At 60.6% G+C, this 12,995-nt stretch carries 15 protein-coding genes; 9 read left to right on the plus strand and 6 right to left on the minus strand.

The genetic code is table 11. The features are described from left to right. Nucleotides 1-43: 43 nt before the first annotated feature. The 4 genes from OIU37_RS25380 to OIU37_RS25395 all read right to left on the minus strand — a co-directional run bounded on the left by OIU37_RS25380 (nucleotide 44) and on the right by OIU37_RS25395 (nucleotide 3,384). Nucleotides 44-805, minus strand: coding sequence for an amino acid ABC transporter ATP-binding protein (locus tag OIU37_RS25380; RefSeq protein ID WP_264258965.1), 762 nt, complete (start codon nucleotides 803-805; stop codon nucleotides 44-46). Continuing rightward, nucleotides 802-1,482 carry an amino acid ABC transporter permease gene (locus tag OIU37_RS25385; RefSeq protein ID WP_264258966.1) on the minus strand — a complete coding sequence of 227 codons (681 nt, stop codon included), beginning with the start codon at nucleotides 1,480-1,482 and terminating at the stop codon, nucleotides 802-804. The genes OIU37_RS25380 and OIU37_RS25385 overlap by 4 nt, the downstream gene beginning before the upstream one ends. A 104-nt stretch (nucleotides 1,483-1,586) precedes the next feature. Next, on the minus strand, nucleotides 1,587-2,360 hold the full coding sequence (locus OIU37_RS25390; RefSeq protein ID WP_017995516.1) for an amino acid ABC transporter substrate-binding protein: 774 nt from the start codon (nucleotides 2,358-2,360) through the stop codon (nucleotides 1,587-1,589). Nucleotides 2,361-2,514: 154 nt separating this feature from the next. Then, nucleotides 2,515-3,384, minus strand: coding sequence for a DMT family transporter (locus OIU37_RS25395; protein ID WP_264258967.1), 870 nt, complete (start codon nucleotides 3,382-3,384; stop codon nucleotides 2,515-2,517). 205 nt (nucleotides 3,385-3,589) lie between these two features. Here OIU37_RS25395 and OIU37_RS25400 point away from each other — a divergent pair, with 205 nt between their 5' ends. The 4 genes from OIU37_RS25400 to hisC all read left to right on the plus strand — a co-directional run bounded on the left by OIU37_RS25400 (nucleotide 3,590) and on the right by hisC (nucleotide 8,048). After that, nucleotides 3,590-4,366: a DeoR/GlpR family DNA-binding transcription regulator gene (locus OIU37_RS25400; RefSeq protein ID WP_182208612.1), complete on the plus strand. Its 777-nt coding sequence runs from the start codon at nucleotides 3,590-3,592 to the stop codon at nucleotides 4,364-4,366. 64 nt (nucleotides 4,367-4,430) lie between these two features. Next, on the plus strand, nucleotides 4,431-5,624 hold the full coding sequence (locus OIU37_RS25405; RefSeq protein ID WP_180696556.1) for an MFS transporter: 1,194 nt from the start codon (nucleotides 4,431-4,433) through the stop codon (nucleotides 5,622-5,624). A gap of 95 nt (nucleotides 5,625-5,719) precedes the next feature. Continuing rightward, the gene (gene ispG, locus OIU37_RS25410; RefSeq protein ID WP_171604728.1) at nucleotides 5,720-6,970 is read left to right on the plus strand and encodes a flavodoxin-dependent (E)-4-hydroxy-3-methylbut-2-enyl-diphosphate synthase; all 1,251 of its coding nucleotides are present in this window, start codon (nucleotides 5,720-5,722) and stop codon (nucleotides 6,968-6,970) included. 16 nt (nucleotides 6,971-6,986) lie between these two features. After that, nucleotides 6,987-8,048 (plus strand): histidinol-phosphate transaminase, encoded by a 1,062-nt coding sequence (gene hisC, locus OIU37_RS25415; protein WP_182208611.1) that lies wholly within the window; start codon nucleotides 6,987-6,989, stop codon nucleotides 8,046-8,048. Between the two features lie 9 nt (nucleotides 8,049-8,057). Here the strand turns inward: hisC and OIU37_RS25420 are convergent, their stop codons facing one another. Continuing rightward, nucleotides 8,058-8,972, minus strand: coding sequence for a polyprenyl synthetase family protein (locus OIU37_RS25420; RefSeq protein WP_240603982.1), 915 nt, complete (start codon nucleotides 8,970-8,972; stop codon nucleotides 8,058-8,060). Nucleotides 8,973-9,107: 135 nt separating this feature from the next. Here OIU37_RS25420 and mtgA point away from each other — a divergent pair, with 135 nt between their 5' ends. From mtgA to OIU37_RS25445, 5 genes are all read left to right on the plus strand, one after another. Continuing rightward, nucleotides 9,108-9,845 (plus strand): monofunctional biosynthetic peptidoglycan transglycosylase, encoded by a 738-nt coding sequence (gene mtgA, locus OIU37_RS25425; protein ID WP_171604489.1) that lies wholly within the window; start codon nucleotides 9,108-9,110, stop codon nucleotides 9,843-9,845. Between the two features lie 96 nt (nucleotides 9,846-9,941). Then, nucleotides 9,942-10,664 carry a DUF1868 domain-containing protein gene (locus OIU37_RS25430; protein WP_264258968.1) on the plus strand — a complete coding sequence of 241 codons (723 nt, stop codon included), beginning with the start codon at nucleotides 9,942-9,944 and terminating at the stop codon, nucleotides 10,662-10,664. A gap of 13 nt (nucleotides 10,665-10,677) precedes the next feature. Continuing rightward, entirely contained in the window at nucleotides 10,678-11,325 is a 648-nt protein-coding gene (locus tag OIU37_RS25435) for a glutathione S-transferase family protein (RefSeq protein ID WP_182208609.1), read from the plus strand. A 155-nt stretch (nucleotides 11,326-11,480) separates the two neighbouring features. Continuing rightward, nucleotides 11,481-11,666 carry a 50S ribosomal protein L32 gene (rpmF, locus tag OIU37_RS25440; RefSeq protein WP_003543812.1) on the plus strand — a complete coding sequence of 62 codons (186 nt, stop codon included), beginning with the start codon at nucleotides 11,481-11,483 and terminating at the stop codon, nucleotides 11,664-11,666. Nucleotides 11,667-11,811: 145 nt separating this feature from the next. After that, the gene (locus tag OIU37_RS25445; protein ID WP_003543801.1) at nucleotides 11,812-12,219 is read left to right on the plus strand and encodes a hypothetical protein; all 408 of its coding nucleotides are present in this window, start codon (nucleotides 11,812-11,814) and stop codon (nucleotides 12,217-12,219) included. Here the strand turns inward: OIU37_RS25445 and phaR are convergent. Continuing rightward, nucleotides 12,214-12,786: a polyhydroxyalkanoate synthesis repressor PhaR gene (gene phaR, locus OIU37_RS25450; protein ID WP_129422077.1), complete on the minus strand. Its 573-nt coding sequence runs from the start codon at nucleotides 12,784-12,786 to the stop codon at nucleotides 12,214-12,216. The genes OIU37_RS25445 and phaR overlap by 6 nt on opposite strands. Between the last annotated feature and the right edge of the window lie 209 nt (nucleotides 12,787-12,995).

The following is a 12,995-nucleotide window of genomic DNA, read 5'->3' on the forward strand; positions in this document are numbered from 1 at the left end:
CCGGGATGTTCGCATCCCGGCATTGGCTCAGATATCGTAAGTCTCAGATATCGTAAGTATGGGCGGCGTTGATCGTCGAGATGAAGCGCTTGGTGCGTTCGCGCTCCGGCGCGCTGAAGATCGCTCTGGCGCTGCCCGTTTCCACCACGCTGCCGGCTTCCAGGAAAACGACGTCATTGGCGATCTTCGAGGCGAGCCGGAGATCGTGGGTCGCCATCACCATCGTCGTGCCTTCGCTGGCCAAACGGCCGAGCACATCGACCACCTCGGCCGAAAGCTCCGGATCAAGCGCCGAGGTCGGCTCGTCGCAAAGAAGCACGCGCGGCGACGGCGCCAGCGCCCGGGCAATCGCCACACGCTGCTGCTGGCCGCCTGAAAGCGTCGAGGGCCAGGCGTTCGCCTTTTCGGTCATGCCGACCTTGGCCAGCAGCTCCATTGCGCGCTCGCGGGCCTTTTCCCGTGGCCATCTCAACACCGTCACCAGGCCTTCCATGACATTCTCGATCGCGGTCTGATGCGGGAAAAGCTGGAAGTTCTGGAAGACCATGCCGGTCTGGCGGCGGATCTTCTGGATCGCCGGCCAGCTCGTTCGTTTGCCCGGTGCAAAGGCCAGCGTTTCCTCTCCGAGGCGGATGGAGCCGGCGGTCGGAATTTCGAGCAGGTTGATGCAGCGCAGCAGCGTGCTCTTGCCGCCGCCCGAAGGCCCGACCAGCGCGGTGACGCTGCCTTCGGGGATGCGGATGCTGATATCCTTGAGGATGACGGCGTCGCCGAAGCGCTTTTCGATGTTGGAAAGCTCGATCATGCATTTGCCTCCAGCATGCCGCCGTAACGCGCGAAGCGGCGCTCCAGCCGTACCTGCAGCTGCGAGAGAACGGAGCTCAGGACGAGATAGATCAGCGCCGCTTCGATATAGAGGATCAGCGGCTCATAGGTGGTGGCGACGATGCGCTGCGCCGCCTGGAAGAGCTCGGGCACGGTGATGGCGGCGGCAAGCGAAGTGTCTTTGACCAGCGAGATGAAGGTGTTCGACAAAGGCGGCACGGCGACGCGGGCAGCCTGCGGCAGGATGGTGCGGCTCATCGCCTGGCGCCAGCTCATGCCGATCGAATAGGCGGCTTCCCACTGGCCCTTCGGCACCGAGGAAATGACGGCGCGGATAATCTCGGAGCTATAGGCGCCGATATTCAGGGTGAAGCCGATGAGGGCGGCCGGAAAGGCATCGAGCAGGATGCCGATGCTCGGCAGGCCGTAGAAGATGACGAAGAGCTGTACGAGCAGCGGCGTGCCGCGGATGACCCAAACATAAAAGCGGGCAATGGCTGCAACTGGCTCCGGGCCGAAGAGACGTCCGATTGCGGTGGCCAAGCCCAAGATCAGGCCGAACGTGAAGGAAAGCAGGGTCAAGGGGATGGTGAAGATCAGCCCTGCCCAAAGGAGCGAGGGAAGCGATTCCGCCATCAGTTGGAGCCAGTGCGGCAAGGGCGTTTCCTCAAGAAAAGACGCGTCCGGCGAGGTTTCGCCGAACGCTTTTCCATGCAGCTATAAATGATATGACGGCAGTGGGAAACCGCTGGTGTCAGGGCTTACTTCGAAACGTCCTGGCCGAAATATTTGTCGGCGATCTTCTTGTAAGTGCCGTCGGCCTTGATGTCGGCAAGCGCCTTGTTGATTTCGGCCAGAAGCTCCGGCTCGTTCTTGCGGATGATGACGCCGGAATAGTCGGCGTTTTCCTGCTCGGCGACGATCTTTACCGGCGCGTCCGGCTTGTGCTTCTTGAAGTCCAGGAAGGAGAGGCTGTCGTTGATCGTGGCGTCCGCGCGCTTGGTCAGCACCAGCTGGATCGACTGATCGAAACCGTCGGTGCCGACAAGCTCGGCACCGGCTTCGGTTGCGAGCTTGCCGAAGTTGCTGGTCAGCGACTGGGCGGCCTTCTTGCCCTTCAGATCGGCGAAGGATTTGATGCTGTCGTCGCCGTCGCGGGCGATCAACACGGCCTTGGAGGCGATATAGGGCTCGGAGAAATCGTATTTCTGCTTGCGGGTTTCGGTGATGCCGACCTGGTTGATGACGGTGTCGTAGCGCTTGGCGTCGAGGCCGGCGATCAGGCCATCCCACTTGCCTTCGACGAACTCGGCCTTGACGCCGAGCTTGGCGGCGATCGCTTCGCCGATCTCGACATCGAAGCCGACGAGCTTGCCGCTTTCGTCATGATAGGTGAAGGGCGCATAGGTGCCCTCGGTGCCGATCTTGAAGACGCCAGCCGATTTGATGGCGGCGAGGTTTTCGCCGGCATGGGCGGGCAGAAGGGCCGCAGCCTGAATGAGGGCGGCAGCGGCGACGGTTTTCAGCCAGTTCATTGTTGTATCCATCCTTGGGAGGTTGTCATCGGATGAGGGATAGTTCGCAGAAAATTAGGGCGCGGGAAGCGTAAAAAACTGCGAATAAAAGCAGCAACTGCAAATATTTTTCTCAAGCTACCGGTTGAACCGTGAATCTCTTGGAAAATTCGCATCAAACAGCGATGCGACGGCGCAGCCTTTCGCTGACGATGATGATCAACCCGGCCCCGAGGATCATGCATGCGCCGGCGATGACATTATGCGTGGGGACATCTGCCCAGATCAGGTAGCCGAGGAGGAAGGCCCAGACGAGAGACGTATATTCGAATGGCGCAAGCACGGAGACGGGCGCCCGGCGCATGCCTTCGAAGAGGGCGAACTGCGCCGAGCCGGCAACAACGCCGGTGGCGACGAGCAGCGCCAGCTGCGTCATGTCAGGTGTCCGCCACGTATAGAGAACGGCAACGCCGGTCATAACAAGGAAAAAGACATTGGAGACCGCAAGCTGGACGATGGTCTTCTCGTGCAGTGAGGTCTTGCGCAGCAATACCATGGCAGAGGCCCAGAGAACGGCGGCCTGCAGCGCCAGATAGACCGGCCAGGAGATGGTAAGACCGATGGGGTTGCAGGCGATCAGCACGCCGACGAAGCCGACGCCGACGGCAAGCCAGCGCGCCGGCGTGACCTCCTCCTTCAGGACGAGCCATGCAAGCAGGGTGCCGACGATGGGTGCGGCGTAATAAAGCGTCGTTACTTCAGCCAGCTGCAGGCGGCTTGCGGCGGAATAATAGGAAAGCCAGGCAGAGAGAAGAAGGATGCTGCGGACGATCATCGGCTTGATGATCGGCGATGTCATCGTTTGATGGACGAGCTTGCCGCGGCCATAGGCGAGACAACCGACAAGGATGCTGAGACTGCGGAAAAACAGGATCTGCCAGACCGGGATGGTGACCGTCAGGATCTTGATGATCGCGTCATGGAAGGTGAACGCCATATAGGCGACGCTCGTGAGCAGAATGCCCAGGCTGACGGAGTTTTTCACGGAAATACACCAGATGGCGGATATGCCGGCGGGAATCGAGAATATGCGATCGGTAACCCCGGCCCTCGGGCCGGTCAATAGGCCATATTTCGCTCCGGTAGTGGAGCTTTGTTTCATAACGTCAGAAAACGTGTGATCGTGCATATTGCTTGCACGGTTATCAGCGTTTATGCACGTTTTCATGTCTCATAGATCCGGTAGAAACATGCAGGATTTTTTGTTGCGAGAGCGCCAGGGGCTGATTTCCGAGAGGCTGCGGCTCAATGGCCGCGTGCTGGCGGCGGAACTTGCGATGGAATTTGGTGTCTCCGAGGATACGGTGCGGCGGGACCTGCGCGAGATGGCCGCGGCCGGGCTCTGCGAGCGGGTCTATGGCGGTGCTTTGCCGGTCTCGCCGGCGCATGGAAGCATGACGCAACGCATCGGTTTTGCCGCTGACCGGAAACAGGCGCTGGCGGGCGCTGCGGCAAAGCAGATTGCCGCTGGTTCGACCGTGTTTTTCGATGCCGGCAGCACCAATCTGGCGATTGCCAACGCATTGCCGGCCGAACTTGCGCTCACGGCTGCGACGAATGCGCCGGCGATTGCCGCAGCGTTGATCGACAAGCCTGGCGTCAACGTCATTCTGATCGGCGGGATGGTGGACCGGCAGACGGGCGGTTCGCTCGGCGCCAAGGCCTTGCGGGATATGGAGCAGATTTCGCCCGATCTCTGCATTCTCGGCGCCTGCGGCGTCGATCTCGAAGCCGGCATCACCGTGTTCGGCTTCGAGGATGCGGAGTTCAAGCGGTTTGCGACGTCCAGGAGCAGAAAAGTGCTGGTGGCTGCAACCTCGGAGAAATTCGGCACTGCGGCCCCCCATAGCATCCTGCCGGTTGCCCATTGCGAATGCCTGGTCGTCGAGCACGATACCGATCCGGCCATTCTCGCCCGTTACCGCGAGCGCGGATGCAGAACTGTTCTCGCCGAGAAAACGAACTGAGGCGACGTCGTAGAGTTTAGGGAAACCGGGCGTGAGCAAGCCCGGCAATGAGGAAAGACGGAAAATGGACAGTCATGTAAGTGCGCCACCGGGAGCCCGGAGCGGCTTCATTACCAGAAGCAGGGCTGCAGTTTCCCTGCTCTTTCTCATGAATGGTTTTGTCGTCGGCTGCTGGGCTCCGAAGATCCCCGATTTTGCCGAGCGTCTGGCGCTGACCAAGTTCGAGCTTGGGCTGATGATCCTGGTCTTCGGGGTCGGCTCGCTGGTCATGATGCCGATCGCCGGTGCGCAGATTGCCAAACACGGCTCGCGCATCGTCGTTCAGGTCCTGGCTGCCTGCGTGCTGCCATTGCTATTGGCTTTGACGCTGGCGCCAAATGTGATCACCGGGGCGATCTCACTCTTCCTGTTCGGCGGCTTCATCGGCGCAATGGACGTGGCGATGAATGCCAATGCGGTGTCGGTCGAGAAATCCATGCGTCGCGCCATCATGTCGTCCTGCCACGCTTTCTGGAGCCTTGGCGGACTGATCGGCTCAGGTCTCGGCGGCATCGTTATCTCCAAGCTCGGCATTCTCGGCCATGCGCAACTGGCGACGGTGCTGGCGGCGATCTTCCTTGCCGTCGCCTGGCCGATGATCCTTGCCGATCCGCCGCATCCCGACACCAAGAAGGAAAAGACGAAGCTGCCGATGGTGCCGCTGCCGTGGCTGCTCGGATTGATGGCGCTGTTCAGCATGGTGCCGGAAGGTGCGGTTCTCGATTGGGGCGCGCTCTATCTTCGGCAGGAAATGGATGCGTCCGTGGCACTTTCCGGTCTTGGTTTCGCAGCCTTTTCGGCCACCATGGCAATCATGCGCTTTGCCGGCGACCTGGTGCGTGATCGTCTCGGCGGCGTCAAGACACTGCGGATCTGCACTTTGTTTGCCATTGTCGGCATGCTGCTTGCAGGCTTGGCGCCCAATGCCGAGCTTGCCATCCTGGGCTTTGCCTTTTGCGGTATCGGCATTTCCAACATGGTGCCGATCGCCTTCTCGGCGGCGGGCAACATTCCCGGCCTCAAGCCCGGCATCGGTATTTCGGTGGTCACGACCATGGGCTATTCCGGGATGCTGGTGGCACCATCGTTGATCGGCTTCGTCGCCGAGCATATCGGTTTTGCCGTCGTTTTCATGGCGCTGCCGGTGCTGCTGCTCGTCGTTCTGCTGCTTTCCAAGCTGGCCCATTATGCCGATGAGACCTCCGGAGGCGGCCACTGAGCCGCCTCCCAACAAAAGTGATATCAGGGGCGGTTGACAAGAAAGCGGTCATGATCCACCTGAAAGGCACTGTTTTTAGGGGTGAAAAGCGCTTCATGTTGTCAGCCGCCGATTTTGATCCGAAACCGCGCCGCGCTTCCGTTGCCGTCGATGTCGGCGGCGTCATCGTCGGCGGCGGGGCGCCGGTGGTCGTGCAGTCCATGACGAACACCGATACGGCCGACATCGATTCCACCGTCGCGCAGGTCGCCGCGCTGTTCCGGGCGGGTTCGGAGCTGGTGCGCATCACCGTCGACCGCGACGAGAGTGCGGCCGCCGTGCCGAAGATCCGCGAGCGGCTATTGCGCCTCGGCATGGACGTGCCCTTGATCGGCGACTTCCATTATATCGGCCACAAGCTGCTTGCCGATCATCCTGCTTGTGCCGAAGCGCTGGCGAAATACCGCATCAACCCCGGCAATGTCGGCTTCAAGGACAAGAAGGACAAGCAGTTCGCCGAGATCATCGAGATGGCGATTCGTTACGATAAGCCGGTGCGCATCGGCGTCAACTGGGGTTCGCTCGATCAGGATCTGCTGACTGCGCTGATGGACCGGAACGCCGAGGCTGGGTCGCCGCTTTCGGCCCGGCAGGTAACGCGCGAGGCGATCGTGCAGTCGGCGCTGCTGTCGGCAGCCCTTGCCGAAGAGATCGGCCTGCCGCGCAACCGCATCATCCTGTCGGCCAAAGTCAGCCAGGTTCAGGACCTGATCGCCGTCAATTCCATGCTCGCCGAACGCTCCAATCATGCGCTGCATCTCGGCCTGACCGAAGCCGGCATGGGCACCAAGGGCATCGTCGCCTCGTCGGCGGCGATGGGCTTCGTGCTGCAGCACGGCATCGGCGATACGATCCGCGTGTCGCTGACGCCCGAGCCGAACGGCGACCGCACGCGCGAAGTCCAGGTGGCGCAGGAAATCCTGCAGGTCATGGGCTTTCGCCAGTTCATACCTGTCGTTGCGGCCTGTCCCGGCTGCGGGCGCACGACGTCGACGGTGTTCCAGGAGCTTGCCCAGAACATCCAGAACGACATCCGCAAGAACATGCCGGTCTGGCGCGAGAAATATCCTGGCGTCGAGGCACTGAACGTTGCGGTCATGGGCTGCATCGTCAACGGGCCGGGCGAAAGCAAACATGCCGACATCGGCATTTCGCTTCCGGGCACTGGCGAAACGCCGGCCGCCCCCGTCTTCATCGACGGCCGGAAAGCGCTTACGCTGCGCGGTCCCAATATCGCCGCCGATTTCGAGGCGCTTGTCGTCGACTATATCGAGAAGCGTTTCGGCCAGCGGACGGCGGCGGAATGACCGACCGCAACTTCGGATGAGCCAGTACTGGTCGCCAATCGTCAGCAAGCTTCAGCCCTATGTCGCCGGGGAGCAGCCCCGTACCGCCGGCTTGGTCAAGCTCAATACCAACGAAAATCCTTACGGGCCGTCTCCGAAGGCGCTCGAGGCGATCCGGGAAGCGGCGGACGATCGTCTGCGGCTCTATCCAGATCCCACTGCCACGGAATTGCGCGAGACGATCGCGGCCCGTTTCGGCGTGACGGCTGAGGAAGTATTCGTCGGCAATGGCTCCGACGAGGTTCTCGCGCATGCATTCCAAGCGCTCCTGAAACATGAGCGGCCGCTCCTCTATCCCGATGTGACCTACGCCTTTTATTCGACCTATAGCCTGCTATACGGCGTCGAAGCGATCGAAGTGCCTGTCGATGACAGGTTCCGGATCCGGCTGGAAGATTACGACAGGCCATGCGGCGCGATCATCATCCCCAATCCGAATGCACCGACCGGGATCGGCCTGCCGCTTGCCGACATAGAGGCGCTTGTCGCCGCCCACCCGGATGCGGTGGTCGTGATCGACGAGGCCTATGTCGACTTCGGCGGTGAAAGCGCCATCCCGCGCATTTCAAAATATCCCAATCTGCTTGTCATTCAGACCCTGTCGAAATCCCGCTCGTTTGCAGGCCTGCGCGTCGGCTTCGCGCTGGGGCAGCGGGAACTGATCGAGGCGCTGGTGCGCGTCAAGGACAGCTTCAATTCCTATCCGCTCGATCGCCTGGCGCAGCTTGCCGCGACGGCGGCGATCAAGGACGAGGCGTGGTTCGAGACATGCAGAAGGAAAATCATTGCCAACCGGCAAAGCCTTGTTGGGGAACTAGAAGCGTTGGATTTCGAGGTTCTGCCGTCCCAGGCGAATTTCGTTTTTGCTCGGCACCAAAGCCAGTCGGGCGCGGCGCTTCTCGCCGCTCTGCGCGAACGGAACATTCTCGTCCGGCATTTTGCCAAGCCGCGTATTTCGGACTTCCTGCGGATCAGCATCGGCACGGATGAAGAGTGTGCCCGTCTGGTTTCCGCTCTCAAGGAGATACTGGCAGCCTGACCTGCCGCTTCAGCTCTTCCGGTCGGCGATGAAATGCGCCGCAGCAATGAGGATCGAAGCACGGGCGCCGTAGGGGGCAAGCAGCGCCTCGGCATCGCGGACGTGCTCACGGAGCTGGGTCTCGGCCCATTCCATGCCGCGCAGGGCGACGAGTGTTCCCTTGCCGCGGGCCGCATCCTTGCCGGTCGCCTTGCCCATGGTCGCCGCATCCGAGGTCAGGTCGAGAATGTCGTCGGCCAGCTGGAAGGCAAGGCCGATCTTTTCGCCGAAGGCGCGCAGGCGGCGGCGATCTTCCGGCGGGCTTGCCGAGATGACGGCGCCGGCTTCGCAGGCGAAGCGGATCAGCGCGCCTGTTTTCATCGCCTGCAGGCGGATGATGCCGGCCGCGTCGGGCGCCTGCTTTTCCGCCGCGAGATCAAGCGCCTGGCCGCCGGCCATGCCGCCGAGACCGGCTGCGCGGGCAAGGGCCAGCACGAGCGCTGCCTTGCTCGTATCGGGAAGGGCCGTTTCCGGCGCGGCTATGATGTCGAAGGCGTAGGTCAGCAGGCTGTCGCCGGCGAGGATCGCCGTCGCTTCGTCGAACTTGATGTGGACCGTCGGTTTGCCACGGCGCAGATCATCATCGTCCATGGCGGGCAGATCGTCATGCACGAGCGAATAGCAGTGGACGCATTCGAGGGCTGCGCCGACACGAAGGGCCGCCTCGGCGTCGCCGCCGAGAAGAGCGGCACTTTCGACGACGAGAAACGGGCGTAGCCGCTTGCCGCCGTTCAGCACGGCATAATGCATGGCATCGCGCAGCGTCTCGGGCCTGGCGATTTCATCGGAAAGGGCACTCGGCGAAAGCAACAGGTCGAGCAGCGCCTCGATGTCGCGGGCGTTGTTCTTCAGCCTCGTCTCGAAAGTGTCCCGGTTCGCGTCCATGGGCGCTGTTTGGCATGAGCGCCCCCGGGCTTGCAACGGAATTGTCGATGGCGGCAGCAAGATTCGCCGCGCACTCTGGCATAAGCTCCGCACAGGCGTTATGAGAACGACAGGAGCGAAATCGGACTGGGGACATTGGATATAGCGCCAGAGAGAGAGGACAGCGTCGACATGCCGGCTCGTCGGCGATGGTTCGAAGACCGGCGTATATTGAAACGCATTGTTCTTGCCGTGCTGATCATGCTGATCCTTCCCTATGCGCTGATCTTTTTCTATCTGCTGCCCTTCATTCACCCCGTCTCGACGCTGATGCTGCGCGATCTCGTGCTGCTGCGTGGTTACGACAGGCAATGGGTGTCGCTGGACAAGATCGCCCCGGTTGTGGTGCAGTCGGTGATGATGTCGGAGGACGGACAATATTGCTTTCACGGCGGTGTTGACTGGGCGGAAATGCGCATGCTGGTCGAGGATACGCTGAAAGGTCAGGCGACGCGTGGCGGCAGCACCATCCCGATGCAGACGGCGAAAAACCTCTTCCTCTGGAACGGCCGCTCCTTCGTGCGCAAGGCGCTGGAACTTCCACTCGCGGTGACCACGGATTTCGTCCTGTCGAAACGGCGGCTGATGGAAATCTATCTCAATATCGCCGAATGGGGTCCCGGCATCTACGGCATCGAGGCGGCGGCCCAACACCATTTCAAGGTGCCGGCCTCGAAGCTGACGCGGCGCCAGGCATCGCTGCTTGCCGTCTCGCTGCCGAACCCCATCGACCGCAATGCCGGCAAGCCCGGAAGAGGTCTTCGCCGGCTCGCCGGCGTGATCGAGAGACGTGCACAAGGTTCGGGCGATTACATCAAGTGCATCTATGATTGAGATCAGAACTTGTCGTTGGAAGCGGTGACCGTCATCTGACATTCGTGGTTCTGCCATATGGGCGAATGCCGCCCCAACCAGAGCCGCGAGTCGCCCATGAACATCACGACGTTTTCGCCCCAGCTTCTCTTCTACTCGAAGACGCACAATCCGAACCCGCCCACGCATCTCGGCAGCCGCTATCGCAAGGTCGGCGGCTTTCTTCCGGAAGCCGGCAACACCATCGTTTGCCATGCCGAAAAAGGTTCGCAGACGCAAAAGGTGCTGATCGAGGCGCGTGAGACATATCTGGCGATGCCCGAGGCCTCGCAGTTCCTCTTCACGCCGATATCAAGCATTCACATGACGCTTTTCGAAGGCGTGATCGAAACCAGGCGCCGGCAGGATTGCTGGCCGGGCGATCTGCCGCTCGATACACCGATCGACGACATGACCGAGCTGATGGCGGCCCGGCTCGAAGGTTTCTCGGTGTTCGATCCCTTCAAGGTCGCCGTCGTCGACGCTCGCCCGTCGGGCCTGCTCGTCGACGGGGCGAGCGAGAACGACCGCAAGGTCATGCGCGCCTGGCGCAATGCGCTGGCCGAGCTTCTGGGCTATCGCCAGCCGAACCATGACGACTATAAGTTCCACATGACCTTCGCCTATGCGATCGAACGGTTGGAGTACGAAGCCTTGCCACGCTGGCAGGCAATGCTCGACAACGTGGCCGGGGATATCCGCCGCAAAGCCCCTGTTCTCGAGCTGACCCCGCCGGCATTCTGCGTGTTCGAGGACATGAACCATTTCCACGAATTGCTGATTTTCGATTTCGAAGCTTGAACGGGAGAGGCCCATGGATAGACCGACGCTCTACATCGCCAACAAGAACTACTCCTCCTGGTCGTTCCGGCCCTGGATGGCGCTGACCGGCGCCGGCGTCGATTTCGAGGAGGTCCTGATCCCCTTTGACTATCCCGGTGGCAATCCCGATATCAAGGCGATTTCGCCGACCGGGCGGGTGCCCCTTCTGCAGCACGGCGCATTGAAGATCTGGGAATCGCTGGCGATCATCGAATATGTCGCCGAGCTTTATCCGGACGCCGGCCTTCTGCCGAGGGATCGCGCCGAGCGGGCGCTCGCCCGTTCGGTTTCGATGGAAATGCTGTCGAGCTTCCGGGCGCTGCGCAGCGCCTGCCCGATGAATATCCGCCGGCCGAAGGGCAGGATCGCATTGTCGGATGGTGTCGACGCCGATATCAACCGCATCGAGACGATCTGGCGCGACCTCCTGCAGCAATCCGGCGGACCGTTTCTGTTTGGCGCGTTCAGCGGGGTGGATGCGATGTTTGCGCCTGTCGTCAACCGGTTCGACATTTATGATCTCGTCAGCCAAAACGATACGCTGGCCTATATGGAGACCATGAAGGCGCATCCGGCCTGGCGGAAATGGGAAGAGGCGGCCCGCGCCGAGCCTTGGATCGTGCCGGAAGACGAAGTCTGAGCCGGGAATCATCGGCTTCGCAAAAAATACGCATGGGGACTGGTCAAGGTCACCCCTTGCATGTATAAGCGCGCCAAATTCCGAAATCGCGACATGTCCGTTTCGGCCGCCAGTCTGGCCGTGGGAATGTTTTGCCCGCAAGTGGAGTAAGAGAAATGGCTGTACCGAAGAGAAAAACAAGCCCGTCCAAGCGCGGTATGCGCCGTTCGGCAGACGCCCTGAAGGCTCCGACCTACGTCGAAGACAAGAACTCCGGCGAACTGCGCCGCCCACATCATATCGACCTGAAGACCGGTATGTATCGCGGCCGCCAGGTTCTGACGCCGAAGGAAAGCGCATAATTTCCCGATCCGGCTTGTCCGATCGAAGTTTCAAGGCCGGCGTCATGCCGGCCTTTTGCATTTCGACAATATAATATTTGCAATGACTTGCGGTGGGGCAAGGGTTTGCGGCAGTATTCTTCCATGAAGCGCTGGGAGATTGCCGATGATAGCCGCCATGCCCCTAATGATTATCCCGTTTATTCTTTACAATCTTGCGATGCTGGGCCTGATGGGCGATGGCGGCATTCCGGCACTGCAACATGATATCATCGTGCTGTCGATGATCTCGGGCGCGATCTGGAGCATGGCGCTCGGCGATCTTTTCATCGTCATCGCGCTTGTCGTGCTGTTCTTCGAAATCCTCAAAGCGACCAGAACCGGTCCCGGCAATCTCGTCAACCACATGCTGTCGATGCTGGTGTTCATCGCCTTCCTGGTCGAGTTTTTGCTCGTCCGGGATGCTGCGACGCAGGTCTTCTTCATTTTGATGACGATCGCTCTGATCGATGTCATCGGCGGTTTTGCCGTGTCGATCCGGAGCGCCGGGCGGGATGTCTCGATCGGATTATAGGTTGTCGAGTTTGTTCTGAAGGGCGCGGAGCTGTTCCTTCAGCTCATCGATATCCTTGGCCTCGGCCTTGCGGCTTTCCTTGGCAGGCGGCGTCATGAAGGGCGAGAACATCTGCATCGCCTGCTGAAACAGCTCGGTGTTGCGGCGAACCTGGTCCTCGACCATCTGCATCGGCAACTGCAGGTTCTTGCCGAGCGGCGTTTCGCCGAAGGCGCGGTTTACCTGCTCGCGCATCTGGGCCTGTTGTTCGGTGAAGGAGCGCATCGAATGTTCGAGAAAGCTCGGCACGACCATCTGCATCTGGTCGCCGTAATAGGTAATGAGCTGGCGCAGGAAGGAGATCGGGAGCAAGGTGTTGCCGGTCTTCGATTCCTGTTCGAAGATGATCTGGGTCAGCACCGAATGGGTGATGTCATCTCCGCTTTTTGCATCTTGTACGGTAAATTCTTCGCCCTTCTTCACCATCTCCGCCAGGTCTTCCAGCGTCACGTAGGTGCTGGTGCCCGTGTTGTATAGGCGGCGATTGGCGTATTTCTTGATAACGATCTGACCCTCATGCTTCGCCATATCAGTCTCCTGAACCCCCGTCTGATTTATGGATATTCCTCCACTTGAGACTGTAAACGCAAAAGAAGCCCGGTGACAATCTCTTTGTGCGATGCGGCAAACCTTTAACAGAGCAGATGAATCGGGCTTTGACGGGCTTTGCCTAAAAATGACGGCGGCCGGTCTTCGCGTTTGACTTGTGCTCCAAGCTTTGCCAGTTTCCACTTATG

The sequence above is a fragment of the Rhizobium sp. BT-226 genome, from assembly GCF_025847085.2.
In the GTDB taxonomy this organism is placed as follows: Bacteria; Pseudomonadota; Alphaproteobacteria; order Rhizobiales; family Rhizobiaceae; genus Rhizobium; species Rhizobium sophorae.

What these genes read in the sequence shown, in the direction of transcription:
- OIU37_RS25380 (WP_264258965.1), bottom strand. Translation starts at nt 805, where the DNA reads ATGATCGAGCTTTCCAACATCGAAAAGCGCTTCGGCGACGCCGTCATC.
- OIU37_RS25390 (WP_017995516.1), bottom strand. Translation starts at nt 2,360, where the DNA reads ATGAACTGGCTGAAAACCGTCGCCGCTGCCGCCCTCATTCAGGCTGCG.
- OIU37_RS25400 (WP_182208612.1), top strand. Translation starts at nt 3,590, where the DNA reads ATGCAGGATTTTTTGTTGCGAGAGCGCCAGGGGCTGATTTCCGAGAGG.
- OIU37_RS25405 (WP_180696556.1), top strand. Translation starts at nt 4,431, where the DNA reads ATGGACAGTCATGTAAGTGCGCCACCGGGAGCCCGGAGCGGCTTCATT.
- ispG (WP_171604728.1), top strand. Translation starts at nt 5,720, where the DNA reads ATGTTGTCAGCCGCCGATTTTGATCCGAAACCGCGCCGCGCTTCCGTT.
- hisC (WP_182208611.1), top strand. Translation starts at nt 6,987, where the DNA reads ATGAGCCAGTACTGGTCGCCAATCGTCAGCAAGCTTCAGCCCTATGTC.
- OIU37_RS25420 (WP_240603982.1), bottom strand. Translation starts at nt 8,972, where the DNA reads ATGGACGCGAACCGGGACACTTTCGAGACGAGGCTGAAGAACAACGCC.
- OIU37_RS25430 (WP_264258968.1), top strand. Translation starts at nt 9,942, where the DNA reads ATGAACATCACGACGTTTTCGCCCCAGCTTCTCTTCTACTCGAAGACG.
- OIU37_RS25435 (WP_182208609.1), top strand. Translation starts at nt 10,678, where the DNA reads ATGGATAGACCGACGCTCTACATCGCCAACAAGAACTACTCCTCCTGG.
- rpmF (WP_003543812.1), top strand. Translation starts at nt 11,481, where the DNA reads ATGGCTGTACCGAAGAGAAAAACAAGCCCGTCCAAGCGCGGTATGCGC.
- OIU37_RS25445 (WP_003543801.1), top strand. Translation starts at nt 11,812, where the DNA reads ATGATAGCCGCCATGCCCCTAATGATTATCCCGTTTATTCTTTACAAT.
- phaR (WP_129422077.1), bottom strand. Translation starts at nt 12,786, where the DNA reads ATGGCGAAGCATGAGGGTCAGATCGTTATCAAGAAATACGCCAATCGC.